Origin of the sequence: Anaerococcus porci (assembly GCF_034090325.1) — a bacterium.
GTDB classification, from domain to species: Bacteria; Bacillota; Clostridia; order Tissierellales; family Peptoniphilaceae; genus Anaerococcus; species Anaerococcus porci.
The window spans coordinates 28,968-54,470 of record NZ_JAXDSU010000002.1 but is presented as its reverse complement, the minus strand read 5'-3'; the positions used below and the strand labels follow the sequence as shown (position 1 = coordinate 54,470).

Genomic DNA, 25,503 nt, shown 5'->3' with positions numbered 1-25,503 from the left:
AATATTTTCTTGTTTTTTTGGAAAAGCTCTTTACTTGTATTTTTAGTTTTTGTACTAGTCTTTGTACTTTCTTTTTGTTTATGATTAATCCTAATCTTTTTAACATTGCTGTTATTCTTCTATATCCATAGTTTGGATTTTTTTCTGATTTCTAATATCTTTTTTTCTTCGTTCTTAGTTTGATTTTTTTAGGCATATTTGAAGGTCTTCCTCGTTTTTTGATTTTAGTCCTTCATAGCCTTGAGATTTGTACGCATTTACCCATTTCCTTACTATGCATTCTTGTGGTATTTTATATTTTTAGCTAATTGACTGTATCCTATTGTGTTTTTTAGATACTCTTTTACGACCATCACTTTAAATTCTGTACTGTATTTTGCCATTAAAAAACTGACCTCCTCTAGTTAGTTTTTTGGTCTAACTTTTGGGGGTCAGTTCAGATTAAATAATCCGTCTTTTCAGTCTTTTAATTTGTCATTATATTTTTCATATATATTGATACAACTTTTGAAAAATTTTCAAGTTTAGTAATTCTACAAAAATCAGTTCCATATATTAGTTTGGCATTTTCTATATCTTCATCTTCACCTGTAAAAACACCAAGGACACTTATCCTATCACTTTTAAGCTTTCTAATTTCTTTTGCAGTATCATCTACAGCCTTTTTTTCTATATATTGATCTTTTATCTTGGCATTTACATTATTTATATTGTGTTTTTCATCATTTGGTCTACCGTCTGAAAGAATTATAAGAATTTTTCTTACATTTTCATCCATATTTTCATTAATAAGTTTATGAATAGTCTTAAAGGCTAAACCATCTCTATTAGAACCTGATGCAAAAAAGTTAAATATTTTGTCATTTTTCCCTTTATCCTTATAGTCCCTATAAAGATTAAATACTGTGTAGTCTCTTAGGGTTGAAAAAGACATGATTCTTATAGGAATGTTGACTTTGTCCATAGCACTTGCAATTATATAAGCTTGATCTGCCACAACTTCTTGTCTTTTTATTTGGCTAGCTGATCCATCTATTAATAAATCAATTTGAAATTTAGGCTTAGGATCTTTATTATTTGAAAAAAAGATTTTAGAGTCATTTAAAATTTCTGCTTTCCAAACATTTATTGAATCAAGAAGTCCATAGTTTTTCCTATAAAGCTCATCTTCTTCATAGTTAGAAAGTGAATTTTCTATAGTTCTTTTAAGCTCATTTATAGCTCTATTATTTATAGATAGGTTTATTTCTATATATTTTTTATTTTTATCACTTTGTTTTTTTCTAATCTTTTGATTAAATCTAGCATTTGGACTGTCTGTGTATTCTCCATTTGTAAAGTATAGTTTTTTACCTTTATGGATTCCTTTAGCAAGTTCTCTTTCTAGAAGTTCTTGTCTTTTCTTACTTATAGAAAGTTTTCCATAAAAATCTTCTATGAAATTATCTTCTCTTTTATTTTTCTTATCATCCCCTTCAAATATAAAGATATCCTTATTAGTATCTTTCTTTTTTTCTTCAAAATATATATATCCATTAAATTCTGCAGATTGGATTTCAAATTGGTCATTTATATTTTTTTCAATCTCAGAATCATCTAAATCCTCTTTATCAAAATTTTTGGGTTTTTCTTCTTCAATCATTTGATCAAAGAGTTCATTATATTGTTCAAATCTTTCAAACAAAAAGTATTTTTTAAAAAGCACATCCAAATCTTTTATAATCTCAGGACTTTTGTAAGTATTTATTGAAAAAAGCTCTTTATAAAAATCTCTTACAATTTTTCCCTCTTTTATAGTCCTACCAAATACTTTTTCATAGTAGGCTTTTTCAATCTGTTCAAATACATTTTCAGTTTCTTTTTTATATCTATATTTATTGAGGATAAAATTAGCATAAGATTTTCTCAAATCTTCTATCACTAAATTTCTTTCTTTAAGCTTTCTAAAAGCTAAGTCATCTAATAAAAGTAGGCTAATATTTTTAAATTCTTCAAAAAATGGATTATCCTTTTTAAGATAAGAGAAAAAGGATGAAAATAGGTCAAGTCTAAAATTTTTAAATTTGAAACCTTCTATTATATTTTTATAATTTTCATCCATTGGATAGTAATTTTTTGGAAAGATTGAATAATCACCAGCATAATCCCAAATAACGTTCATAGCCCTTAATTTTTCAAAAGTATCAGTCATTAAAGACGCTCTCATATATATTTTTTGGTAGTTTATTATCAATTGTATCTCTTACAATTTCTCTTTCAAATTCATCAAATGACTTGTTGATAAGCCCCATCTCTATGGCATCATAAGGGTTAAGACCAATTCTCATTGTTTCTATTGCTGAAATAAGGCCTCTTAAATCTACAGACTTAGTAGAAATTTCAGAATTTTCGCTTTTTTCTTGTAGAGATTCAAATATATCTATAAAAGTATTAAGGTATTTTTCTTTAAGTTTTGGGAATTTGTCTAATAGTAGAGATTTTAAATTCTCCCTAGTAATATTAGGCATATTTATTACCATAAATCTTGAAGCAAGAGCTTCATTTATCTCGCGTGTTCCAACATAACCATAGTTCATTGTTGCAATAAACCTTGTCTTGTCATGAAGTTGAATCTTATCATAACCAGGAATATCTATAATTCTCCTGTGATCAAGTGTTGCATGAAGAACCGATATAGCTTCATTTTTTGCCATATTTATCTCATCTAAGACTCCAAAGCCGCCTTTCATTGCACATTCATATACTGGTCCTTTTCTAAACACTACTTTTCCATCTTTAAATGTATCAGCACCAATAAGAGAATTATAATCGGTATTTACATGAAAGGAAATATCCCGTGAAGGTCTGTTAAAAATATAGGAAAGATTTTGGGCAAGGATATTTTTACCTGTTGCTTTTGGACCTGATAAAAGAATATTTTCACCAGATAAGATTGCAGTTATTGCCTTATTTAATATATTTTTACCATAATATTTAAATTCAGGTTTTCTTATCCTTTCTTGATCTTTATCCTCTATATCATTGCTATCTCTAAAATCCATAATTTTTTCTATTAATTTATCATCTATATTTAATTCTTTTAAATAATTTATCATATTTCACCTCAAGTGCTATTATACAACAAAAATTCAACATGGCTATTGACAAAGTCCATTTTAGGACTATAGTAATATATATGATTATAGAAAGGATATAGATGGAAAATCAAAAATCACTTTATATTTTTAAGTTGTTTTCTCTAATTAGGAAAGTGCAGGGATTAAAAAGCCAAAGCTTCAAAGATATGAATGCTAATGGCATAAAGACTGCTATTTTTTTAACCCTAATTTATGAGAAAGGTGTAAGCCAATCTATGATTGTAGAAAAAATGGCTGTTGCCAAACAAACTATAAATAATATAATTATGGAATTATGTGAAAAAGAATATGTAAAAACAGTCACTGATGAAAGTGACAAGAGACTTAAAATTTTAGTTTTGACAGAAAAAGGAAAACAATATGCCAGAAATTATCTTAATCCACTTATCGAATTTAATGCAAAACTTTATGATAGGTTGGGGGAAGAAAAGATAAAGAAGATGGCAGATGACTTTTCTGAACTTGCTGAAATTTTAATGGAAGTAAATAGGGAGGTAATTTGAATAGTTTAAAGGAATTTTTTGTCAATTTCAAATATTTGATGCCTGCTGTTGGAGAGTATAAGAAAAATGCCAAGATCTCTATGGTTGCAACAACAATAGAGACAATTCTAGAGCTTATTGTACCTACCATAATGGCATTTATAATTGATATGGCAGTAAGTAAGTCGGATATAAAGATGACATTTATCTTAGGTGCAGTTATGATTTTAGTTTCACTATTTTGTATGTATGCAGGTATGGTTGCTACAAAACATGCTTCTGCAACATCTTCAGGGTTTGGTGCAAACCTAAGAAAGCTCGCATTTGGTAAAATCCAAGAATATGGTTTTGAGGATTTAGAAGAGTTCCAAACTTCATCTTTAATAACAAGGCTTACAAGTGATATACAACAAATTATATTTTCAGTATTTTTAGGAACAAGATTTATAATTAAGACTGTAGTTACAGGTATCGTTGCAGTAATTTTATCTGTAAATGTATCAGCTAAGCTATCATTATTATTCTTAGTTACCATGCCACTTTTAGTAATAGCCATATTTTTCACTATGTCGAAGGCTATACCTGGATTTAAACAATTTAGAAAAGAATTTGATAAGCTAAACCTTATTGTTCAAGAATCTTTAGCAAATATAAGAGTGGTAAAGTCATTTGTTAGAGATGATTTTGAGATTAAAAAACTTGCAAAACAAAACTTTACCATGTATAAGCTAATAGACAAGGCAAGTGGTGCAATGAGTTATGTTGGTCCAATTGCAAATATAATAATGTTTGGAACAATGGCATCTCTTGTGTGGTTTGGTGGTAATGAAATTATTAGTGGCAAAATCCAAGTAGGAGAGTTAATGAGTTTTATTATGTATGCTATGATGCTTTTAGCTGCCTTTATAGGAATCTCTATGGTTTTAATGCAAATGATGGCATCAAGTCCAGGAGTTGTCCGTGTAGCAGAGGTAATAGAACATGAGCCATATATGAAAAATCACGAAAAAATTGATGGACTTGAAGTTGAAAACGGCTCAATTGATTTTTCTAATGTATCATTTAAATATAAAGAAGATTCTGACAATTATGCCTTAGAAAATATAAATCTCCATATAAAAGAGGGAGAGTCCATAGGTATTTTAGGACCAACTGGTTCTGCAAAATCAAGTCTTGTCCAACTTATACCGAGACTTTATGATGTTAGTGAAGGGGTTGTTAAAGTTGGTGGAGTTAATGTTAAAAATTACGATATCAAAAAGCTTAGGAATGATGTAAATATAGTTTTACAAAAAAACACCCTATTCTCAGGAACGATTGAAGATAACATTAGGTGGGGCGATACTGAAGCTAGTTTTGAAGAAGTAGAAAAGGTTGCTAGAATTGCTTGCGCCCATGACTTTATAAAAGAAAGAGCTGATGGATATCAGTCAGTTTTAGGTCAAGGTGGAACAGGTGTTTCGGGTGGACAAAAACAAAGAATTTGTATAGCACGTGGACTTTTAAAAAAGCCAAAAGTTTTAATCTTAGATAACTCTACAAGTGCAGTAGACACAAAGACTGAAAGTCAAATAGTTGAAGGAATAAATTCTTATTCTGATAAACTTACAAAAATCATAATCTCTCAAAGAGTATCTTCATTTAGACACTGTGACAGGATTATGGTTATGAGAGAAGGTAGAATTGAGGCTATAGGTAGCCACGACGAACTTTATAAGGAAAGTGAATTTTATAGAAAAACCTACGATATGCAACAGAAGGGAAGTGATATAAATGAGTAATAAATTAAATTCCTCAAGAAATCAGAATTCTTTCAATGGTGGTATTGTAAGATTATTAAAATATCTTTTCAACTATAAGTGGCAAATGATAGTGGTAATTATATCTGTAATAATTTCTACCCTAACTCAAATTTTGGGTATGTCTTTACTTCAACCGACAATTGACGAGATGATTTTAAATTCAAATATTGATGGACTTAAGAAAAATGTTTTGATGATGGTTGGGCTATTCATAATATCTGCTATAACATCTCTTATTTTTTCAAGGTTAATGGTTAGGGTAAGTGAAAAATCTATAAAAGATATAAGAAATGAACTTTTTGAGAAAATTCAAAGTCTTGAATTAGAATTTTTCGACCAAAATACTCATGGGGAAATAATGTCAAGGTTTACAAATGATACAGATATGTTAGGTCAATCTCTATCATCATCTATCCCAAATCTTCTTCAATCACTACTTTTATTTATAGGAACTTTTGCTATAATGTTTGTTATAAACTTTAAGCTTACAATCCTTACACTTTTGACCATAGGTCTTATGCTTTTTATATTAAAAAAGATAATAACAAAATCAACAAGACTATTTTCAAGAAATCAAGTTGAACTTGGAAAGATGAATGGTTTTATAGAAGAGACTCTTTCAGGTCAGAAAGTTGTAAAAGTGTTTAACTTTGAAGAAAATTTAAAAGATAGGTTCAATAAAACGGCTGATAGAGTAAGAGAGCTTATTTGGCAAGCTAATACTATAACGGGGAAGATAATGCCTTTTCTTAAAAATGGTATCAACATATCTTATGCCATAATATGTATGGTTGGAGCTGTTTTAACAATTCTTGGACAAATGACAGTAGGCACACTTGCTACATATCTAACATATGTAAGGCAATTACAAAATCCAATTGCAACAGTAAGTCAACAAGCGAATGTTATGGCTCAAGCTATTGCAGGAGCTAATCGTATATTTGAAATACTTGATATGGAAGCTGAAAGTGATGATGGAGATATAGACCTTGTTCATGCAACTATTGATAAAGATGGAAACTTTCATGAAGAAAATACCCTTACAGGAATCTACGCTTGGAAGAGGATAGTTAATGGAGAAATAAAATATAAAAGGCTTGAAGGAAAAATTGACTTTGAGCATGTAGACTTTTCATATGATGGTAAAAATAAGATATTAAAGGATGTAACTTTTTATGCAAATCCAGGTGAAAAAATAGCCTTTGTTGGTTCAACTGGTGCTGGAAAGACAACTATAACCAATGTTATAACAAGATTTTATGACATAGATAAGGGTTCTATAAAGGTAGATGATATAGATATTTATCAAATTAAAAAATCCGCCTTAAGAAAAGCTTTTGGGATGGTACTCCAAGATGTAAGCTTGTTTACAGATACTATTTATGAAAATATAAGGTATGGTAGACTTGATGCAAACGATGATGAGATAAAGGCTGCAGCTAGGATGAGTAAAGCTGATTCATTTATTTGTAGGCTTCCTCATGGTTATGATACAAAAATCCATGGAAATGGGTCATCCTTATCGGATGGTCAAAATCAACTAGTATCCATATCTAGAGCAGCTGTAGATGAGCCATCTATGTTAATTTTAGATGAGGCTACTTCATCAATAGACTCAGCAACAGAGCTTATAGTAACAGATGCCATGGATAATCTTATGACAGGTTCTACATCAATAGTTATAGCTCATAGGCTTTCAACAATAAAAAACTCTGATGTAATAATGGTAATGGATAATGGTAGAATTATAGAAAGAGGAAACCATGATTCTTTAATGGCTAAAAAAGGCACATATTATCAATTATACACAGGAAAGCTTGAACTTGATTAAAGATAATAAAAAATACACTTGTTTTCAAAAACAAGTGTATTTTTTTATTTACTATAAGCATTTAAAATTGCTCTTTCTATTAAGTTTCTGTATGCAATAGAACCTTCTACATTTGGATGAACAAAGTCTTTTGCAAACAATTCAGGTCTTTGTTTAGCATACTTATACCAATCAACCAAATATACATTATCATTTTCCTTACAAAATTTTTCAATATCTTTATTAATTGAACTTTCCCAAGATTGACTATGTACAGTATTTACAAAAAATAATTTTTTTTGCTCAGATATTTTCTTTAAATCAACCAAATTTTGATATTCAAGTTGACCATTAGAACCAAGCGCTATTAAAACTATATCGCCAAGACCAGTGCTGTTTTTTATATTGGTCAAAATTTTAGGACCATCTATCATATCTCTTCCAACTTCACCATCAAGGTAGAGATTTGGGTTAAATTCTCTTAGATATTTATCTATATTTATTAAAACAGAATCTCCTACTGCTGTTACAGACTTACTTTTTAGGAAAGATTTTTCATAATCAGTAAAATTAAAGTCATCGTATGATTTATTTTTTATTTTTTCATTATTAAGTTTATTATCAGTACTTAAATTAGATATATCATTAGAATTTACCTTAGACTTGTTTTTATTATAGTCCTTATTTTTTTTGCTAATTTCTTTTTTGTTTTTACTTATATTCTCCTCTAATTGTTTTATATCATTATCTTTAGGATTGTCTATAAAAAATGCAGATATATTTAAAAGAGCAAGTATTATTAAACTTACAAAAAAATAGGATTTTTTATTTTTTAGCTTTTCATAAATCTGATAAGTAAGCTCAGACAATACTATTACTATAATTACTTGCAAAATATAAAAATATATGACATTGACTCTTGAGGATGCAAGAAAATATGTTATAAAGGTATTTATTACATATTGCCATATATAGATATAATAAGATCTTAGTCCTATATAATATAGAAAACTTCTAAAAAAACCAAACTTTCTTTTGTTTATTACAATAATATTTGATGTTTCAAAGGAGAACAAGGTTCCAATTAAAATAGCCTGCAAAATTGTATAAGCTGGCATTATTAGCCTATAAGTATAGATGGAATTTCCATCTACTAGAAAATAAGCTATAAAGGTAAAAAATAGAATTGGACCTATAAAATAATAGAGGGTTTCTTTTTTATCTTTTAACAAAAGACTTAAGTTTATAAATTTATCTTTAAGAAGGTATACTATAGCACCTAAGAGAAACGCATAAATTCTAGTGTCTGTTCCATAATAAACCCTTGATATATTACCTTTATCATAAGAAAAATAAATCATTAAAAGCATACTACAAAGACTTAAAAATGAGAGTATGCATAATCTTTTGTTTTTACTAAACTTTCTAATCAAATAGCTTACCAAGGTAAAAATCACTATAAATTGAATTTGCATAGATATATACCAAAAGTGAGTAAACATTGAAAAGTATCCATTTTGCTTAAAATAGGATCCTCCTACTAGTATTTGATATATATTTTGGAATGAAAGAGCACTCGGTATGCTTGATTTTATAGAATCATGAAAAACAGTTTTCGAAAAAATTAAGGAAACTAATAATGATACTATCAAAACAAAGTACAAGGCTGGCATTAAGGATTTTAATCTTTTTTTGATATATCTTATGTAATCTTTTAACTCATTTCCTCTCAAACTTTCCAACTTAAGCATTATTAAAAATCCACTCAATACAAAAAAGCTATTCACTGCAATAAAACCGCCACTTAGTGAATGAACTCTGGTGTGGAAAATTGAAATTGCAATAATAAAAATAGCTCTTAGAAAAGTGAATGAATCAATATATTTAATTTTATTCATTATTTCCCCCATGTGTATCATTATAATATTTAGTTAGATAAATAGCAAGAATAGAAAGATATTGTAATACTTGTAACAAATTAGAATCAAATATTCAGTTTAAGTATAAATAATCAAAAAAACAAAAGTATATTCTAGAATATATTATAAAAATTCATTGAATACAAGCTGTATATATTTAAATATTGAAACAAGAAGATAATATAAGCTATAAAATCCTAAAAATTAATGATTTATAGGAAAATATAAAAAAGATTTGACAGATATTCAAAATTATGCAATAATTATTATTATAAATTTTTATTTGTATTTATACTTATTAAAAGGATAAATATTATGGAGGAAGAAAAAATGGGAAAATCAAAAAAATTAATGGCATTGGCATTTGCATCGATATTTGCACTTGCGGGATGTTCAAGTGGATCAAATGATTCTAAAAGTACTAGTGGAGATTCAGATACTATAAAAATAGGGGCAATTATTCCTCAAACAGGACCCGTTTCTAATTATGGTAACTCATCAGAAAAGGGAGCTTTAATAGCGATAGACGAGATAAATGAAGCAGGGGGTATCAATGGTAAGAAAATAGAATGGAAATCTTACGATGATAAGGGAGAGATTACCGATGCGACTTCGGCTTATAATAAGCTAAAAGGTGATGGAGTTTCTGTAATAGTTGGAGCAATAACATCTAAACCAGCTCTTGCTGTTGCAGAAATTGCTAAAAAAGATGGTATACCAATGATTACACCAACAGGTACACAAGAAGATATAACTAAGGATAAGAAAAACATCTTTAGGACATGTTTTACAGATCCTTACCAAGGAAGACTTCTTGCAAAGTTTGCTTCAGAAAATCAAAAAGCTAAAAAGGTAGCTATTCTTAGAAATACATCATCAGATTATTCAAATGGGATAGCAGATGAGTTTAAAAAAGAGGCTGAGAAGCTTAATCTTGAAATTGTAGCAGATGAGTCTTATGGAGAAAATGATACAGACTTTAAGGCTCAACTTACAAAAATTGCAAGTGCAAAACCTGAAGTATTGTTGGTTCCTGATTACTATGAAAAGATTGCTCTTTTAGCACCTCAAGCAAGAGAAGCTGGTATTGATGCTAAATTTATAGGTGGCGATGGTTGGGATGGAGTTATAAGTGTTATGGATAAGTCTCAACTAAACTTAGTTGAAGGTTCATGTTTTTCAAACCACTTTGCCTTAGATAGTGAAGATGAAAGAACAAAAAAATTTGTTAGTAAATATAAAGAAAAAAACAACGAAGATCCATCATCATTCTCAGCACTTTCTTATGATACAATTTACTTAGTAAAACAAGCTATAGAAGAAGCACAATCTATCGAAAGTGACAAAGTTGTAGAAAAGCTTAAAAATATTGAATTTGATGGTATAACAGGTAAGTTCAAATTTGACGAAAATAATAACCCAATCAAATCAGCATCTATGATGGAAATAAAGGATGGGACTTATAAATTTAACTCAACAGTTAGCCCTGATGAAAACTAAATTTTGATAGGCTGTTGCATTTTTTGCAACAGCCCTTAATTTTAAGGAGAAAGTATGAATTTTTTAACCCAGTTATTTAATGGTCTACAATTAGGATCTATATATGCTCTTATAGCTTTAGGTTACACTATGGTTTACGGCGTTGCAAAGCTTATAAACTTCGCCCATGGGGATATCATAATGGTTGGAGCCTATACAATTTTTTTTGTAGTACAGACAAAATTATTTCAAAGTGGACTTCCACTTTATCTTTCAATAATTCCAGCGATTGTTGCATGTACATTATTGGGAGTTGTGATTGAAAGAATAGCTTATAAACCTTTGAGAAACTCATCTTCTATATCCATATTAATAACAGCTATAGGAGTTTCTTTATTTTTGGAGAATTTATTTGTAAAGTTCTTTACAGCCAATGCAAGACCTGTGGCATCACTTTTTAGCAAAGAAAGTATAAATTTACTTGGTATAAGATTATCATTTCAAACTGTATTTACTATAATAATTACAATAATATTAACTACTATATTGCAATTATTTGTATCAAAAACAAGTCTTGGTAAGAGTATGTTAGCTGTAAGTGAAGACTATAAGGCATCAAGTCTTGTAGGTATAAATGTAGATAACACTATGACAATGACCTTTGCAATAGGTTCAGCTCTTGCAGGTGTTGCAAGTCTTCTTTATGTAGCAAGTTATCCACAAATAACTCCTTTTATGGGATCAATGCTAGGAATTAAAGCTTTTACAGCCGCAGTAGTAGGAGGGATTGGTTCAATTCCTGGAGCGGTTATAGGTGGTTTTATATTAGGAATGATAGAAGTAATGACAAGAGCTTATCTATCAAGCTCCTATGCAGATGCTATTGTTTTTATGGTATTAATTGTAGTTCTTATAGTAAAACCAACAGGTATACTAGGATCTATGGAGAAAGAGAAGGTTTAATATGGATAAAAATAAGAAAATTTCGTATATAGCAACAACTCTTTTAATTTTACTTACATTTGTAATAATACAAGCTTTAATTATAGGAGGAGTTATAGACTCATATTGGCAAGCTATATTATTTTTCCTTTGTATAAATATAATACTTTCCATATCATTAAATATAACAGTGGGAAATCTTGGACAAATTACCCTTGGTCATGCAGGATTTATGTCAATAGGAGCCTATACAGCAGGTATATTTTTAAAAACTGAATTAGTAGGAGGAGTCGGTGGTTTTATAATATCGCTTCTTCTTGCAGGCCTTGTAGCCTTTTTATTCTCGCTTATAATTGGTATACCAGTATTAAGATTAAATGGTGATTATCTTGCCATAGTAACTCTCGCCTTTGGTGAAATAATAAGGGTTCTTGCAGAAAATTTAACTATAACTGGTGGTGCCCAAGGTATGACAGGAATTCCTACAATCGATAGCTTCGCCTTAGTATTTTTTGTAACAGTACTTTCTGTAGTTTTTATGTACTCTATAATGACATCTAGGTTTGGGAGGTCAGTATTAGCAATAAAAGATAACGAACTTGCAGCCGAAAGTTCTGGAGTTAATACTACAAGATATAAGACTTTTGCCTTTACTTTATCAGCACTTTTTGCGGGTGTTGCCGGAGCTATATATGCCCAAACTACTGGAGTTATAGCAGCTGGTGTATTTAATTATAATAAGAGCTTTGATATCTTAGTAATGGTAGTTTTGGGTGGTATGGGTTCTTTTACAGGCTCTATAATATCAACTATTGTACTTACTATAGTTCCAGAAATTCTAAGAGCCTTTGCTGATTGGAGAATGATAATTTACTCAGTAATACTTGTTTTAGTAATGATATTTAGACCACAAGGATTGATGGGAAGAGAAGAGTTTTCTATATCAAGGCTATTAGCTAAGATAAAAAGAAAAAAAGCTTTAAAGAAGGAGAAAGATGATGGAAAATAGAAAATCAATATTAAAGTGTGATAATATATCTATCTCTTTTGGAGGACTTAAAGCAGTAAATGGTTTTAACCTTGATGTAAAAGAAGGAGACCTTATAGGATTAATAGGACCAAATGGTGCAGGTAAGACCACAGTGTTTAATATGCTAAGTGGTGTTTATAGTCCTACCGAAGGGTCGATATTTTTAGATGGTGAAAGTGTGGGGGGACTTGGTGTATATAAGGTATCCCAAAAAGGAGTTTCTAGAACCTTTCAAAATATAAGGTTGTTTGATTATCTTTCAGTAATAGATAATGTAAAGCTTGCTATGAACCAAGATATGAGATATAACGTTATATCAGGTATGCTAAGACTTAAATCTTACTGGCAAGAAGAAAGAGAGGCTACAAAAAGAGCACTTGAGATCTTAAAAATCCTAGATTTACAATCCTATGCCAACGATAGTGCAGGCAATCTCCCATATGGAGCTCAAAGAAAGCTTGAAATAGCAAGGGCTATTGCAACAAATCCTAAACTTTTGCTCTTAGATGAACCAGCTGCAGGTATGAATGCTATAGAAACTGAAGCTTTAATGGATACTATAAGAATGATAAGAGATAAGTATAAACTTGCTATAGTTTTAATCGAACATGATATGAAACTTGTATTAGGAATATGTGAAAGATTACTGGTGTTAAATCATGGAATAGTAATCGCAGAAGGTAATCCTAGGGAAGTTGTTAAAAAAGAGGAAGTAGTAAGTGCCTATCTTGGTTCAGGGTATGGAGGAGATAATGCTTAAAGTAGAAAATTTAAATGTATATTATGGAAATATCCATGCTATAAAAGATGTATCTTTAAAGGTTAATAATGCAGAGGTTGTATCACTTATAGGTGCTAATGGTGCAGGAAAGACAACAACACTTCAAGCTATTTCTTCCCTATTAGATAAAAGAAGTGGAAAAGTAATTTTTGAAAATTCTGACATAACAAATGCCAAGGCTTATAAGGTTACAAGACTTGGTATAGCCCAAGTTCCTGAAGGAAGAAGGGTATTTTCAAATCTTTCTGTCCTTGATAATATAAATTTAGGCTCTGTTGCAACAAAAATATCAGATAAAGAAAAAAATGAAAAGATAGAGAGAATATATGAACTTTTTCCTGTTTTGGAGGATAGAAAAAATCAAAAAGCAGGTACCTTATCAGGAGGTGAGCAACAAATGCTTGCCATGGCGAGAGCTATAATGACAAATCCTAAACTTTTATTGTTAGATGAGCCTTCTATGGGTCTTTCACCCCTATACGTTGAAAAAATATTTGAAACTATAAAGATTTTAAAAGAAGAAGGCTCTACAATATTATTAGTTGAGCAAAATGCTAACCTTGCTCTCGACATATCAGACAGGGCCTATGTACTTGAAACTGGTAGGATAGTAAAAGAAGATAAGGCAGAAAACTTAAAAAACGACCCAAGCGTTAGAAGTGCATATTTGGGAATATAATTATAGGAGTCTTATTTTAGACTCTTATATTTTTTTCTTTAATTTAAACAAAATATCTTGATAATTCAAACAGAATAATTACACAATTATATAATAAACTTTACAAACTTGTTTTATAGTAATGATAGATAAGAAATAGGAGGTTATTTATGAAAAAAAATAAGTTAATCTTAGCTTTAATTATTGCTAGTACAAGTAGTATAGTTCTACCAACTTCAAATGTCCAAGCAGCTAATATTACAGATGTAGAAGGTCAAGAAACTAAAGAAGTTGTAGAAAAAAATATAGCTGATATTCCAAAAGATGATGAAGTTACATATCCAAAAAATGAAAAAGATACAAGAGAATCCGATGGAACAAATAAATTCAATAGGGCTACTGAAACTGAAAGGGAAACTTTTGGTGAAGATAAGAATGTAGTAAATATTGATAAAAATGTTAAGGCTAAACTAGATGAAACTAAGGGAGAATATGGTAAAAAGAATGGTGAATATGCTAATAATAAGCTTAAAGCCATAGATACTCCTGTTAAAAACGTAGTTATAAATCCAGGTGAAAATGAAAATAAAGTTGCAGTAACTTGGTTTGGCAAGTCAGAGGTAAGGGATAGTTCAAGACTTTACTTTAATGGAAAAGAATATAAACCTGAAAGGGCAAGAAAGACAGGTGACTCTAATGGTTACTCTACTTATACAGTTCTTTTAGATATAAAACCAGGTGAAAATTATGAATATTATATAAGAAATGATAATTATAAAACTGAAAAGAAAACACTAAAAACTAAAGCTTTAGGAAATGATAATGAATTCTCCATGGTTTTAATTGGAGATCCACAAATAGGTTCTGGTGATAGTGTATGGGATTCTAAAGGACTTAATAAAAATACCCAAGCTAAGGTAGATCAAGATAAAATCGACTTTGCTAAGACAATAGAGATTGCAAGAAAGCTTGACCCACACTTTTTTTTATCAATGGGTGATAATGTTGAGATTGCAGGATATGAAGGAGAATATGATTACTTCTTTGATAATGACCTATTTAGAGAAAAAATATTCTCATCAGTAGTTGGAAATCATGAAACTTACATTGATAAGAATGATACAAGCTTACAAAATACTGTATTTTCTGATCATTTTTATCTTCCAAATGAATCAGAACTTGGATCAATTTCATATGAAAATGAAGATGGAACAAGAACATACATACCTGGAGATTATTGGTATAGCTATGGAGATACTCTTTTCTTAAATATAAATTCAAATGAAAGAGATTCAAATATCCATTCTAAATTTATTGAAAAAGCAATAAAAAATGCCGAAGAAAAAAGAGGTCTAAACTTCTCGTGGAAAGTTGTATCCTTCCATCATGCTCCATACTCCACAGCAACCCACACCTCAGATGATGACATACTTCAAAGAAGAAGTGAGCTAGTAAAAATATTTAATAATAACAATATAGATCTAGTATTGAATGGACATGATCATATTTATGTAAGAAGTGGTCATATGCTTGCAGGTGAACAGGCCCTAGATTTTGAAAAAGCTTATGGAACACACAAAAATGATCCTAATGCAGGTATTAAAGATAACTTCACAAAAACGTATAATAACTATATCTATGATAATGGTAAAGTAGTGGTTGATGGAATAAGTTTAGATTATGGTTCTAATGAAGTTACAGATCCTAGGGGAACACTGTTTTTAACAATGTCTGCATCAGCAGGAGCAAAATTTTACAATCCTATTGGAGAAGATCAATGGTTTGTTCAAAGATCTTTAGATGATAGAAGTCAATTATTCTCAAAACTTACTTTCTCTAAAAACCAGTTTAGACTTCTAACAATGGATACTGATGGTAATATAGTAGATTCATACACAATAAATAAAACTGACGAACATATTAAAAATCCTAATAATAAAGAAAAAACTAACTTTAGCAAGCTTGAAGCATATATAAGAAAAATTCAAGGAAAAAAGCTTTTACTTGATAAGGAGAATATAAGAGCATATAACTATGCAATTGAAAATGCAATCAAGGTATTAAATGATAAGAATGCAAGTCAAGAAGAAGTTGATAGTGCAATAGAAGTTCTTAACACAAGATTATCAGGTGTAGAATTTCTAAGAGAAGATAATAAAAATACAGACAATAAAGACTCAAAAGTGGATAAGAATGTAAAAGATTCTAAAGATAAATATTGCCAAAAAGATAAGGAAGTATCTATAAAAAAAGAAATAAAAGCTCAAAAGACAAAAGTAGAGAACTTTAAAAAAGACTCAGACTTTGAAAATAAAAATTTCATTAAATCTTCTAATGTAAAAACAGGTGTCACATCCCTATCTTCAATCTTAGGATTAATTTCAATATCAATACTTGGCTTATCTAAAAGTAAAAGAAAATAACATTTAAGTAAGAAGACCTCTAGCAGGTCTTTCTTTACTTGTTTTTTTATTTCTTTTTCTGTAAACTAGATATAGTTTAGAAAGGATATGAAATGAGACTAAGGTTTAAAGAAAACGCCATTCCAGAAATGAAAGAAAATCCACAAATATTTTTTGGTGGAGAAGATAAAAAGGGAAAGTGGCACGAAGAATTTAATAATAAAGAAGAAATTCATTTAGAAATTGGGGCAGGACGTGGTGATTTTATAAGTCAAATTGCGTTTAATAATAAAAATACCAACTTTATAGCCCTTGAAGTAAATACTAATGCCTTTGTAGTAGCAAGTAGAAAGATTAAAGAAAATGAGCTTAGAAATGTAAGAGGACTTATAGCAGATGCAGAAGACCTTGAAAAAATTTTTGAAAAAAATGAGATAGATAAGATATACCTTAATTTTTCAACCCCATGGCCTAAAACCCGACATCACAAAAGAAGACTAAGTCATAAAAGATTTTTAGATAGGTATAAAAATATAGTGAAAGACAAGGCTGTAATTGAGCTTAAGACTGATAATGAAGATTTTTTTCTTGCATCAATTAAATACTTTGAAGATTTTAGTATGACAATTTTAGAAGTTGATAGAGATTTAAGTGAGGAAAAAAGCATTTATATTAGTGAATATGAAAGAAAATTTAGAGATAAAGACATGCCTATTTTTTATGTGAAGGCAAGGTTCAATCTATGAATATAACTATAGTAAGCGTAGGCAAAATAAAAGAAAAATATTTTAAGGATGCTATAGATGAATACAAAAAAAGGCTAAGTCCCTTTACTAAGCTTAAAATCACAGAAGTTTCAGACGAAAAAGCTCCAGAAAATTTATCAGAAGCTGAGATTGAAATCGTTAAAGATAAAGAAGGAGAAAGAATATTAAAAAAGATAAATGATACTGACTTTGTCATAAGTCTTGAGATAGAAGGCAAAAGTATTTCGAGTGAGAAATTTTCTAATATGATAAAAGATGAGATGAACTTTGGTGGAGGTCGAGAACTAATTTTTGTGATAGGTGGTTCTAATGGTCTTTCTAAAAAGATAAGTGATAGGGCAAATTATAAATTGTCTTTTTCAAAAATGACCTTACCTCATAAACTTATGAGACTTGTTTTAATTGAGCAGATTTATAGGGCATTTAAAATAATAAACAATCAACCTTATCACAAATAAAACTAAACAAGCTATTGTAGTATGAAAAATTCATATTACAATAGCTTATTTTTATTCTTCTATAATTTCAATTGAAAAACCTTGTGGATCTTTAATAAAGTAAAACTTTGCTGATCCATCAGATAAGCTGCCTATTTTTTGGCTTACAATACCCATTTTTTTGTGTTTCTCGTAGGCTTTTTTAAAGTTTTTTACTCCAAAGGCCATATGTCCATAATATGAACCATGTTTATACTTACGTCCATCATGATTATAAGTTAATTCTAGCTCATATTTCTCATCTTCACTCGCCATATAAATTAGTGAAAATTCATCATCATCAAAATCCTTTCTACTTGTTATATGCATATTTAACGCATCTTCGTAGAATTTTATACTTTCTTTATCGTTATCTGTGTATATACATGTGTGTAAAGCTTTAAATTTCATATTACCTCCTAAGTATTATTACTATACCCAAATATAAAGGAAATTATAAGTTATCTAATTAAAATGAATATTTATATAGGTATTGCTATACTTTATTTAATTTTTAAAGTATAAATTAGCAAATAAAACGAATGAGAAATTCTTAAATTAATGGCTAGCTTTAATATACTTATCTTTTGCCAAAACAAACGGAAGTGGTATAATTAAAAATATATCAAGCAAAATTTTATATAATAGTATTACAAAAAAATAAAAACTCTTAAAAAATATTTGACAAGATTGCAAATAAAGCTTATACTATTAAAGTAATGTTTAGCCCAGATAGCTCAGTCGGTAGAGCAGGGGACTGAAAATCCCCGTGTCGGTGGTTCGATTCCGCCTCTGGGCACCAGTATATGCGGAAGTGGCTCAGTGGTAGAGTATCGCCTTGCCAAGGCGAGGGTCGCGGGTTCGAATCCCGTCTTCCGCTCCATAAGGCGCCATAGCCAAGTGGTAAGGCAGAGGTCTGCAACACCTTTATCCCCAGTTCAAATCTGGGTGGCGCCTCCACACAACAAGTCCTCGAAGAGGGCTTTTTTTGTATCTAAAATGAAAGGATATATATGTTAATTATTAGCCATAAGTCAAGAAAAGAATTTACAGATTATTTAGATTTTAAAAAAATCCCATATATAAAAACTATAGACAATCCTAATCTTGATGAAAGAATAGCAGATCATCCAGACCTGTCTTTGTGTAAGGTAGATGAAAATACTATTATTATAGATGCTAGTGTAAGCTCGTACTATAAGGATAAACTTCCTCATATTAGAATTATCAAAGGAGAAAAAGTGTCATATAAATATCCTAATGACTCTATATATAATGTAGTTTCCTTTAAAGAATTCTACATTCACAATAATTTTACTGAAAAAAATATAAGAAAATATTTTAAAAATAAAGACCACTTGTTTGTAAAACAAGGATACACTAGATGTTCTACAATTGTTTTAAATGACTCATTACTTACATCTGATTTAGGTATATATAAAAGACTTAAAGATAAGCTAAAAATTTATCTTTTAAATGAAGAAGAAATTGAGCTTGATGGATTTTCTAAAGGTTTTTTGGGAGGATGTTTTGGGCTTGTAGATGAAAAAATTGCCTTATTTAATGGAAATATAGAAAGATTGTCCTCATATGATATAATTAAAAGTATAATAGTTAAAGAAAAATTAGATTTATTATATCCAGACAGTAATTTATTAGATACTGGGTCATTAATTTGGATTTAGTAAGGAAGGAAATATGAATATAGTAAAACCACAAACAATAGCAGGAGTTATGGAACTTTTGCCAGAAGATCAAATAGTATTTGATAAAATCAAAAATACAATAGAAAAAACTTTTTTATCTTATCAATTTTTGCCAATTGATACACCAGCAATAGAAAAAAATGATATTTTATTTGCCAAGGGTGGTGGAGAAACTGAAAAACAAATATTTGCCATAGATTCATCAAAAAAAGATATGTCTTTAAGATTTGATCTTACAGTTCCTCTTGCAAGATACGTAGCAGAACACTTTTCTGAATTAAATTTTCCATTTAAAAGATATCAAATAGCAAAAGTTTATAGGGGTGAAAGAAATCAAAAGGGAAGATATAAGGAATTTTACCAATGTGACATAGATATAATTGGAAATAATTCTTTATCTATCCACAATGATGCTCTTATACCTAAGGTTATTTATGATATATTTCAAAAACTTAATTTTGATGGGATAACTTTTCATATAAACAATAGAAAATTATTGAATGGATTTTTTGAATCTCTTGATATAGAAGAAAAGGAAGAAGTTTTAAGGACAATTGATAAAAAAGCTAAGATTGGTGATGAAAAAACAAAAGAACTTTTAGATGAAATTGTTGGAAGTGAAAAAAGTGAAGAGATTTTAAAGCTTATTAACACAGATAAAGGCAATGAAGCAACTTTATCCTACCTTGAAAACTTAGATTTGAATGAAAATTATAAAAAGGGTTTGAAAGAGCTAAAGGAAGTATATAAGTATATGCTTAAATTTGGGATTGATGATAAGTCAATTCTTATAGACTTATCTATTACAAGAGGGCTTGATTATTATACATCTACAGTTTATGAGACATTTTTAGATGGATATGAATCAATAGGCTCAGTTTGCTCTGGTGGAAGATATGAAAATTTAGCTGAAAACTTTTCAAAACAAGCCCTTCCTGGAGTAGGATTATCAATAGGTCTTACTAGATTATTCTACCAATTTCAAGAACTTGGGCTTATTGAAAAATACAGGGAGAATTTTACAGATTCTCTTATTATACCAATGGATGAAAGCCTAAATTTCTATGCAATAGATATAGCAAATAAGTTAAAAGATGAAGGGTTTAAGATTGATATTTATCTTGAAGATGGCAAGTTTAAAAAGAAGATGAATTATGCAGATAAGATAAATGTCAAGAAAGTAATAATAATTGGTCAAGAAGAATATGAAAAGAAACTAGTTTCTATTAAAAATATGGAAAATGGTGAGCAAGTAAGTGTCGATATTAATAAAATATCAGAATATTTAAAATAGAGGAGTATTATGACCTATAAGATAATTACCGACAATTCAAGTGATATGAATGTTGAATTTTTCAAAAATTCTAATATTGTAACCATTCCTATGCAATCTAGTATGGGGGATAAGATTTATGAAATAACAGGAGATAAAATTGATCTTTTAAATAGTTTTTATGAGCATATGATAGAAGGAAATAGTGTTTCTACAAGTCAGGTCAATTTAAAGGCTTTTGAGAGTTGTTTTGAGGATATTCTAAAAGATGGGAAAGATGTTCTATATTTAGGTATATCTGATAAGCTATCTGGAACTTTTCAAAATGCACAAACAGCAAAAGAAAATTTAAAAGATAAGTATAAAGATAGAAGAATTGAAATCTGTAATCCTCGTCAAGCATCAACTGGCGGAGGTCTTATGATGGAAATTTTAGAAAAAAAACAAAAAGATGGTCAAAGTCTTGATGAACTTTTGGAATTTATAAAAGAAAATTCTAAATTTCTTGCATCCCAATTTGGTGTGGATAGTTTAAAATACCTATATAAGGGTGGAAGAATTAGTAAAACACAAGCGGGAATAGGAGATTTCTTAAGAGTAAAACCACTTATTCATATTGATGATGAAGGTGCGTTGGCTATATTAAAGCTTGAAAGAGGAAACAAAAAAGCTATAAAGACTCTAATAAGTAATTTTAGGGATAATTGGAGAGATGATATATCTAATAAAGTTTTAATAGGTTATGCCTACTATGATGAAAATGCCAAAAAGTTAAAAGAACTTTTAGAACAAGAATTTCCAAATGCAGAAATTAAGCTTGCACCAATAGGTTCTCTTATAGGAAGTCATGTGGGTCCAGGTATGTATTCAATTTCATATTTTGCTAAAAAAAGATAGGAGATTCATGTTAAAAGATAAGAAAAATGCCATAATTTTTTCCTTGATTGCAATGTTATTGTGGGGAAGTGCAATTCCTTTAATAAAATCAACATATATTGAGCTTGGTGTAGAAAGTTTTGATACCTTTTCTAAAGTATATATAGCTGGAATAAGGTTTTTTATGGCGGGTATACTTGCCTTTTTATACGCAATTATATTAGGAAAAGAAAAAATATCTTTATCGAGAATAAATTTAAAGTTTGTTATTATACTTGCACTTTTTCAAACAAGCCTTCAATATTTTTTCTATTATATAGGACTTTCTAATACTACAGGTGTTAAGTCATCTATAATCCAAGCATCAAATTCATTTATGATTGTCTTGATATCACTTGTACTTGTGCCTGAAGATAAGTTATCTATAAATACAATTTTTGCCTTGATTATAGGAACATTGGGTATAGTTTTAGTAAATTCGAATAAGGGATTTGGTGGTGGATTCAAGATGACAGGTGAAGGTTTTATTTTTACATCAACGCTTATAAATGCTATATGTTCAGTTTTAATAAGAAAATATTCAAAAGGTCAAAGTCCATACCTATTAAATGGCTTCGCTCTACTTATAGGCTCCTTGCCTTTGTTAATATTTGGTAAAATTCTACAAGTTAATGAACTCTATTTTACTCCTAAGGCTCTTATTATGTTATTATATGGTGCTTTTATAACGGCTACTTCATTTACTATATGGACAATAGTGCTACAAAACCATTCAGCGAATAAGTTTGGAGTATTTAAATTATTTATACCAATCTTTGGTTCAATCTTATCCGTTATAGTATTGGGTGAATCATTTACAATAAGACTATTTTTTGGACTGATTTTAGTACTTTTAGGTTCATTAGTATTAATAAAAGGAAAAACTAAGAAAAAAGTTATTGAATAATTAACTGACCCCATAAATTGTTTTTTGATATGTAATCTTTTTATTGGATAGACCTAGTAAAAGGACCATATATAATTAGATACAATTTATGGGGTTATTTTATTGATTCTTATTAGATTTTTTTATTATTGGTCTTTTTAAATTGTTTGAAAGCTCATAAATAGGTCTTATTAATTCAAAATTTTTTTTATCCTTATATCTTACAATCTTCATTAAGTCGAGTGCCCAATTTATAAGATATTTTGATAGGTAGAAAGCATATATATCATTTGCAAGTATAGATCGTCTACCATTTATAACTATATCGTTTCTAATTTCTTTAAAGTAGTCTATAAGTACCCTTCTATTGTATTTATTAAATAGAACTTCAATTAATGCTATAAGGGATACTATATATTTATCTTCTATATAATTTATGGTAAAAACTATAGTATTATCAAAATTTAATACTATATCTTCATTTTTTTCATGTCCTTTATAAAATTCAAAATATTTATCCCTATCAAATCCTTCAAAAAAATTAGGATAAAGTCCATAGGTGAAATTTGAATGCTTAAGATATTCTTTAAAAAAAGAAAGGTCATTTGAATTATCAAATATAGTTATGAAAATTGGAGAAAGAATTACTAAAAGTCTTAAAATTTCATCATCTTTATCATTTTCTATAAGAAGTTTTATTCTATCAGATTCATTTGATTCACCAAATTTATAATAAGAAAGTTTTTTTAAATTTTTCCTTATTTCAAATGAATTCTTACCTTCATAAAAAAAAGCTTTCCCATCCTTAAATATTATTACTTTCATTGTCTAATATTTTCGAATTTTGCCCTAGTTACTTTTGCCAAATCTTTTGGATTAAGAACTATGGAAACACCAACTTTTCCACCTGATACAATCATTTTATCAAGCTCTTTTGCACTATCATCAATAAAGACAGGAAAGTCTTTTTTCATAGCAAGAGGACTTGTTTCTCCTCTTTGGTAGCCTACAGTTGACTTTAACTTCTTGGTTGGAAGGATTGATATGGATTTAACCCCAGCGATTTTAGCAGCCTTTTTCATATCAATTGAGTCATAACTTCTTACAAGATATATTATTACATCTCCATCCTTAGAAATACAGGCTATAGTTTTAAACATAATATCAAGGTCTTCATGAGCTTTTTCACCTGCATCCACAGCAGAGATAAATTCTCCATCTAAGTCGTATTCTATCTCTTCATATTCTATATTATTATTTTCTAATATTCTCATCGCATTTGTTTTAGTATTTGCCATAATTAACTCCTCATAATTTTATATTACTCTAATAATCCAAAAAATCATTTTTTATGATTCTAAATGGGTATAGATTAATTATAAGAAACTAGGAGATTATAAATGATTGAAAAAATTATAATAACATATATCTATCATTCATGTTATACTATAGAGGTAGGAGACTATTTTATTATATTTGACTATTATAAAGGAGTTTTAAATATACCAGAAGATAAAAAGGTTATCTTTGTAGCAAGTCATGGACATTCTGACCACTATACATCTGAAATACTTAAAATACCTAATATGGAAAAATATACCTATATTCTTTCAGAAGACATTGCTTACTTAGAAAGTGAAGACAATATTATATATATAAAGGATAGTAAGCTTGGTATAGACCAATTAAAATCACTTTATTCATCAAAAAATGTTCTTTTGATAGGAAAGGATAGGTATAAGGATATTAAGATAGGTAAGGAAAGCATTGGGATAAAAACATTTGGGTCAACCGATGTTGGAATATCCATTCTACTTTATGTAAGTGGAATATCTATATTTCATGCAGGAGATTTAAATTATTGGGCATGGAAAGATAATGATGACAAAACTGATAAGAAGGAGTATTATTCTTTTATCGAAGAAGTTGAAAAGATAAAAGAATGCTCAATAGATATAGCCTTTTTCCCAGTGGATTATAGACTTGGAGAAAATTATTACAAAGGACCAAAGATTTTTGCTAATAGTGTAAGTCCACAATTGATGTTTCCCCTTCATAGTGGAGATCATGAAACAATAAGTCAAAGATTTAAAAGAGAAGTAAAATTAGATTCTACTATTTTTAGGCCAATAATAGATAAGGGTCAAAAAATAATAGTAGATATAAAGGAATAAGAGGTAAAAATGGAAAAAATTGCAATTTTGGTCGATTCTGGATCTGATATCGACATAAAAAAAAGCGAAGAATTTGGCATTTATATGATGCCTTTTTATGTGAATTTAGATGGAAAATTTTATAAGGAACAATTTGAGCTAAGTCCAGATGATTTCTATAAGTGGATGGAAAAAAATGAAAAATTACCAAAAACTTCAATTCCATCACCTGGAGAATTAAAAGAAAAATTTGATCAGATAGTAAATGATGGATATGAAAAGTTAATTATTATAACAATTTCTAAAAACTTCACTGGTTTCTATAACTTATGTAAGCAAATGGACTATAATAAACTGGATATTAGGGTGATAGACTCAAAATCAGTGGCCTTAACTACAGGTCTTTTGGCTATATATGGTAAAAAGCTAATTGATGACTGCTTAGATATTGATGAAATTGTTGAAAAAATAGAAAAAAAGAAGCAAGAATCAAAAATATTTTTTACCTTAGATACCTTTAAATATATAATAGCTGGTGGTAGGGTGCCAAGAGCCTTTGGCAAGGTTGGAGAATTACTAAATATAAAACCTATAATCTTGTGTGACCCAAATGATGGGAAATATCATATAGTTAAAACATGTAGAGGTGAGAAAAAGGTTATAAAAGAAATGGAAAAATTAGCCAATGAATACTTGGGTAAGCTTGATAAATATTATATGATAATATCCAATGCAGGATATAAAAGAGGGCAAGAAATTTTAGAAGAGAAGCTTGAAAGTTTTAAAGAAAAATCAAGTCTATTTTTAACATCTAAGATAGCACCAAGTCTTGGGGCAAATACAGGACCAGGTCTATTTGGTTTTGGATTTTTGCCATTGGATTGA

The 25,503-nt window shown here is 29.2% G+C and carries 23 protein-coding genes, 3 tRNA genes and 1 pseudogene; 20 read left to right on the top strand and 7 right to left on the bottom strand.

Annotation, left to right across the window (positions count from 1 at the left end; genetic code table 11):
- From SOR60_RS00320 to SOR60_RS00305, 3 genes and pseudogenes are all read right to left on the bottom strand, one after another.
- Positions 1-133 (bottom strand): annotated as a pseudogene (locus SOR60_RS00320) (IS3 family transposase); the annotation flags it as partial.
- Between the two features lie 333 nt (positions 134-466).
- A complete protein-coding gene (locus tag SOR60_RS00310) occupies positions 467-2,191 on the bottom strand; it encodes a VWA domain-containing protein (RefSeq protein WP_320594929.1) in 1,725 nt (574 codons plus the stop codon).
- A complete protein-coding gene (locus SOR60_RS00305) occupies positions 2,184-3,095 on the bottom strand; it encodes an AAA family ATPase (protein WP_154539388.1) in 912 nt (303 codons plus the stop codon). Before SOR60_RS00305 ends, SOR60_RS00310 begins: the two co-directional genes overlap by 8 nt.
- A gap of 101 nt (positions 3,096-3,196) precedes the next feature.
- On the opposite strand from SOR60_RS00305, the gene SOR60_RS00300 reads away from it, so the two are divergent.
- Genes SOR60_RS00300 through SOR60_RS00290 form a run of 3 tightly spaced genes read left to right on the top strand, consistent with a single transcriptional unit; the run spans position 3,197 to position 7,252 of the window.
- Positions 3,197-3,640: a MarR family winged helix-turn-helix transcriptional regulator gene (locus SOR60_RS00300; protein WP_154539386.1), complete on the top strand. Its 444-nt coding sequence runs from the start codon at positions 3,197-3,199 to the stop codon at positions 3,638-3,640.
- Entirely contained in the window at positions 3,637-5,400 is a 1,764-nt protein-coding gene (locus SOR60_RS00295) for an ABC transporter ATP-binding protein (RefSeq protein ID WP_154539384.1), read from the top strand. The genes SOR60_RS00300 and SOR60_RS00295 overlap by 4 nt, the downstream gene beginning before the upstream one ends.
- The gene (locus tag SOR60_RS00290; RefSeq protein ID WP_320594928.1) at positions 5,393-7,252 is read left to right on the top strand and encodes an ABC transporter ATP-binding protein; all 1,860 of its coding nucleotides are present in this window, start codon (positions 5,393-5,395) and stop codon (positions 7,250-7,252) included. Before SOR60_RS00295 ends, SOR60_RS00290 begins: the two co-directional genes overlap by 8 nt.
- Positions 7,253-7,296: 44 nt before the next feature.
- Here SOR60_RS00290 and SOR60_RS00285 read toward each other — a convergent pair whose 3' ends face one another.
- On the bottom strand, positions 7,297-9,129 hold the full coding sequence (locus SOR60_RS00285) for an acyltransferase family protein (protein ID WP_154539380.1): 1,833 nt from the start codon (positions 9,127-9,129) through the stop codon (positions 7,297-7,299).
- A 351-nt stretch (positions 9,130-9,480) separates the two neighbouring features.
- Here SOR60_RS00285 and SOR60_RS00280 point away from each other — a divergent pair, with 351 nt between their 5' ends.
- The 8 genes from SOR60_RS00280 (at position 9,481) to rlmH (ending at position 17,667) form a co-directional block, all read left to right on the top strand.
- On the top strand, positions 9,481-10,650 hold the full coding sequence (locus SOR60_RS00280; RefSeq protein ID WP_407654211.1) for an ABC transporter substrate-binding protein: 1,170 nt from the start codon (positions 9,481-9,483) through the stop codon (positions 10,648-10,650).
- 54 nt (positions 10,651-10,704) lie between these two features.
- Positions 10,705-11,592 carry a branched-chain amino acid ABC transporter permease gene (locus tag SOR60_RS00275; RefSeq protein ID WP_154539376.1) on the top strand — a complete coding sequence of 296 codons (888 nt, stop codon included), beginning with the start codon at positions 10,705-10,707 and terminating at the stop codon, positions 11,590-11,592.
- A 1-nt stretch (position 11,593) separates the two neighbouring features.
- Positions 11,594-12,580: a branched-chain amino acid ABC transporter permease gene (locus tag SOR60_RS00270; RefSeq protein ID WP_154539374.1), complete on the top strand. Its 987-nt coding sequence runs from the start codon at positions 11,594-11,596 to the stop codon at positions 12,578-12,580.
- Positions 12,570-13,361: an ABC transporter ATP-binding protein gene (locus SOR60_RS00265; RefSeq protein WP_154539372.1), complete on the top strand. Its 792-nt coding sequence runs from the start codon at positions 12,570-12,572 to the stop codon at positions 13,359-13,361. The genes SOR60_RS00270 and SOR60_RS00265 overlap by 11 nt, the downstream gene beginning before the upstream one ends.
- Positions 13,354-14,061, top strand: coding sequence for an ABC transporter ATP-binding protein (locus tag SOR60_RS00260; RefSeq protein ID WP_154539370.1), 708 nt, complete (start codon positions 13,354-13,356; stop codon positions 14,059-14,061). Before SOR60_RS00265 ends, SOR60_RS00260 begins: the two co-directional genes overlap by 8 nt.
- A 149-nt stretch (positions 14,062-14,210) precedes the next feature.
- Positions 14,211-16,463, top strand: coding sequence for a purple acid phosphatase family protein (locus SOR60_RS00255; RefSeq protein ID WP_320594926.1), 2,253 nt, complete (start codon positions 14,211-14,213; stop codon positions 16,461-16,463).
- Between the two features lie 92 nt (positions 16,464-16,555).
- The gene (trmB, locus tag SOR60_RS00250) at positions 16,556-17,188 is read left to right on the top strand and encodes a tRNA (guanosine(46)-N7)-methyltransferase TrmB (RefSeq protein ID WP_154539366.1); all 633 of its coding nucleotides are present in this window, start codon (positions 16,556-16,558) and stop codon (positions 17,186-17,188) included.
- A complete protein-coding gene (gene rlmH, locus SOR60_RS00245; protein WP_154539364.1) occupies positions 17,185-17,667 on the top strand; it encodes a 23S rRNA (pseudouridine(1915)-N(3))-methyltransferase RlmH in 483 nt (160 codons plus the stop codon). Before trmB ends, rlmH begins: the two co-directional genes overlap by 4 nt.
- 51 nt (positions 17,668-17,718) lie before the next feature.
- Here the strand turns inward: rlmH and SOR60_RS00240 are convergent, their stop codons facing one another.
- Positions 17,719-18,096 (bottom strand): VOC family protein, encoded by a 378-nt coding sequence (locus SOR60_RS00240; RefSeq protein WP_320594925.1) that lies wholly within the window; start codon positions 18,094-18,096, stop codon positions 17,719-17,721.
- 315 nt (positions 18,097-18,411) lie between these two features.
- Here SOR60_RS00240 and SOR60_RS00235 point away from each other — a divergent pair.
- The 7 genes from SOR60_RS00235 (at position 18,412) to SOR60_RS00205 (ending at position 22,486) form a co-directional block, all read left to right on the top strand.
- Positions 18,412-18,487 (top strand) — tRNA-Phe (locus tag SOR60_RS00235).
- Between the two features lie 6 nt (positions 18,488-18,493).
- Positions 18,494-18,568, top strand: a tRNA-Gly gene (locus tag SOR60_RS00230).
- 3 nt (positions 18,569-18,571) lie between these two features.
- Positions 18,572-18,645, top strand: a tRNA-Cys gene (locus SOR60_RS00225).
- 53 nt (positions 18,646-18,698) lie between these two features.
- Positions 18,699-19,370: a DUF6873 family GME fold protein gene (locus SOR60_RS00220; RefSeq protein WP_154539360.1), complete on the top strand. Its 672-nt coding sequence runs from the start codon at positions 18,699-18,701 to the stop codon at positions 19,368-19,370.
- A 13-nt stretch (positions 19,371-19,383) separates the two neighbouring features.
- Positions 19,384-20,685 carry a histidine--tRNA ligase gene (hisS, locus tag SOR60_RS00215; RefSeq protein WP_154539358.1) on the top strand — a complete coding sequence of 434 codons (1,302 nt, stop codon included), beginning with the start codon at positions 19,384-19,386 and terminating at the stop codon, positions 20,683-20,685.
- 9 nt (positions 20,686-20,694) lie between these two features.
- Positions 20,695-21,561: a DegV family protein gene (locus tag SOR60_RS00210; protein ID WP_320594924.1), complete on the top strand. Its 867-nt coding sequence runs from the start codon at positions 20,695-20,697 to the stop codon at positions 21,559-21,561.
- A 7-nt stretch (positions 21,562-21,568) separates the two neighbouring features.
- Complete coding sequence (locus tag SOR60_RS00205) at positions 21,569-22,486, top strand: DMT family transporter (protein ID WP_320594923.1); 918 nt, start codon at positions 21,569-21,571, stop codon at positions 22,484-22,486.
- A gap of 99 nt (positions 22,487-22,585) precedes the next feature.
- Here SOR60_RS00205 and SOR60_RS00200 read toward each other — a convergent pair whose 3' ends face one another.
- Positions 22,586-23,290 carry a hypothetical protein gene (locus SOR60_RS00200; protein WP_154539352.1) on the bottom strand — a complete coding sequence of 235 codons (705 nt, stop codon included), beginning with the start codon at positions 23,288-23,290 and terminating at the stop codon, positions 22,586-22,588.
- Complete coding sequence (locus SOR60_RS00195; protein WP_320594922.1) at positions 23,287-23,763, bottom strand: aminoacyl-tRNA deacylase; 477 nt, start codon at positions 23,761-23,763, stop codon at positions 23,287-23,289. Before SOR60_RS00195 ends, SOR60_RS00200 begins: the two co-directional genes overlap by 4 nt.
- A 102-nt stretch (positions 23,764-23,865) precedes the next feature.
- Between SOR60_RS00195 and SOR60_RS00190 the strand changes: the two genes are divergently transcribed.
- Entirely contained in the window at positions 23,866-24,639 is a 774-nt protein-coding gene (locus SOR60_RS00190; RefSeq protein ID WP_320594921.1) for an MBL fold metallo-hydrolase, read from the top strand.
- A gap of 9 nt (positions 24,640-24,648) precedes the next feature.
- Positions 24,649-25,503 (top strand): DegV family protein, encoded by an 855-nt coding sequence (locus SOR60_RS00185; RefSeq protein ID WP_320594920.1) that lies wholly within the window; start codon positions 24,649-24,651, stop codon positions 25,501-25,503.

Excerpts from the sequence above, each read along its gene's own strand:
- SOR60_RS00205 (WP_320594923.1), top strand. The coding sequence starts at position 21,569 with ATGTTAAAAGATAAGAAAAATGCCATAATTTTTTCCTTGATTGCAATG.
- SOR60_RS00300 (WP_154539386.1), top strand. The coding sequence starts at position 3,197 with ATGGAAAATCAAAAATCACTTTATATTTTTAAGTTGTTTTCTCTAATT.
- SOR60_RS00195 (WP_320594922.1), bottom strand. The coding sequence starts at position 23,763 with ATGGCAAATACTAAAACAAATGCGATGAGAATATTAGAAAATAATAAT.
- SOR60_RS00285 (WP_154539380.1), bottom strand. The coding sequence starts at position 9,129 with ATGAATAAAATTAAATATATTGATTCATTCACTTTTCTAAGAGCTATT.
- SOR60_RS00305 (WP_154539388.1), bottom strand. The coding sequence starts at position 3,095 with ATGATAAATTATTTAAAAGAATTAAATATAGATGATAAATTAATAGAA.
- SOR60_RS00200 (WP_154539352.1), bottom strand. The coding sequence starts at position 23,290 with ATGAAAGTAATAATATTTAAGGATGGGAAAGCTTTTTTTTATGAAGGT.
- rlmH (WP_154539364.1), top strand. The coding sequence starts at position 17,185 with ATGAATATAACTATAGTAAGCGTAGGCAAAATAAAAGAAAAATATTTT.
- SOR60_RS00280 (WP_407654211.1), top strand. The coding sequence starts at position 9,481 with ATGGGAAAATCAAAAAAATTAATGGCATTGGCATTTGCATCGATATTT.
- SOR60_RS00240 (WP_320594925.1), bottom strand. The coding sequence starts at position 18,096 with ATGAAATTTAAAGCTTTACACACATGTATATACACAGATAACGATAAA.
- SOR60_RS00275 (WP_154539376.1), top strand. The coding sequence starts at position 10,705 with ATGAATTTTTTAACCCAGTTATTTAATGGTCTACAATTAGGATCTATA.
- SOR60_RS00265 (WP_154539372.1), top strand. The coding sequence starts at position 12,570 with ATGGAAAATAGAAAATCAATATTAAAGTGTGATAATATATCTATCTCT.
- SOR60_RS00220 (WP_154539360.1), top strand. The coding sequence starts at position 18,699 with ATGTTAATTATTAGCCATAAGTCAAGAAAAGAATTTACAGATTATTTA.
- trmB (WP_154539366.1), top strand. The coding sequence starts at position 16,556 with ATGAGACTAAGGTTTAAAGAAAACGCCATTCCAGAAATGAAAGAAAAT.
- hisS (WP_154539358.1), top strand. The coding sequence starts at position 19,384 with ATGAATATAGTAAAACCACAAACAATAGCAGGAGTTATGGAACTTTTG.
- SOR60_RS00270 (WP_154539374.1), top strand. The coding sequence starts at position 11,594 with ATGGATAAAAATAAGAAAATTTCGTATATAGCAACAACTCTTTTAATT.
- SOR60_RS00185 (WP_320594920.1), top strand. The coding sequence starts at position 24,649 with ATGGAAAAAATTGCAATTTTGGTCGATTCTGGATCTGATATCGACATA.
- SOR60_RS00190 (WP_320594921.1), top strand. The coding sequence starts at position 23,866 with ATGATTGAAAAAATTATAATAACATATATCTATCATTCATGTTATACT.
- SOR60_RS00210 (WP_320594924.1), top strand. The coding sequence starts at position 20,695 with ATGACCTATAAGATAATTACCGACAATTCAAGTGATATGAATGTTGAA.
- SOR60_RS00310 (WP_320594929.1), bottom strand. The coding sequence starts at position 2,191 with ATGACTGATACTTTTGAAAAATTAAGGGCTATGAACGTTATTTGGGAT.
- SOR60_RS00255 (WP_320594926.1), top strand. The coding sequence starts at position 14,211 with ATGAAAAAAAATAAGTTAATCTTAGCTTTAATTATTGCTAGTACAAGT.
- SOR60_RS00260 (WP_154539370.1), top strand. The coding sequence starts at position 13,354 with ATGCTTAAAGTAGAAAATTTAAATGTATATTATGGAAATATCCATGCT.
- SOR60_RS00290 (WP_320594928.1), top strand. The coding sequence starts at position 5,393 with ATGAGTAATAAATTAAATTCCTCAAGAAATCAGAATTCTTTCAATGGT.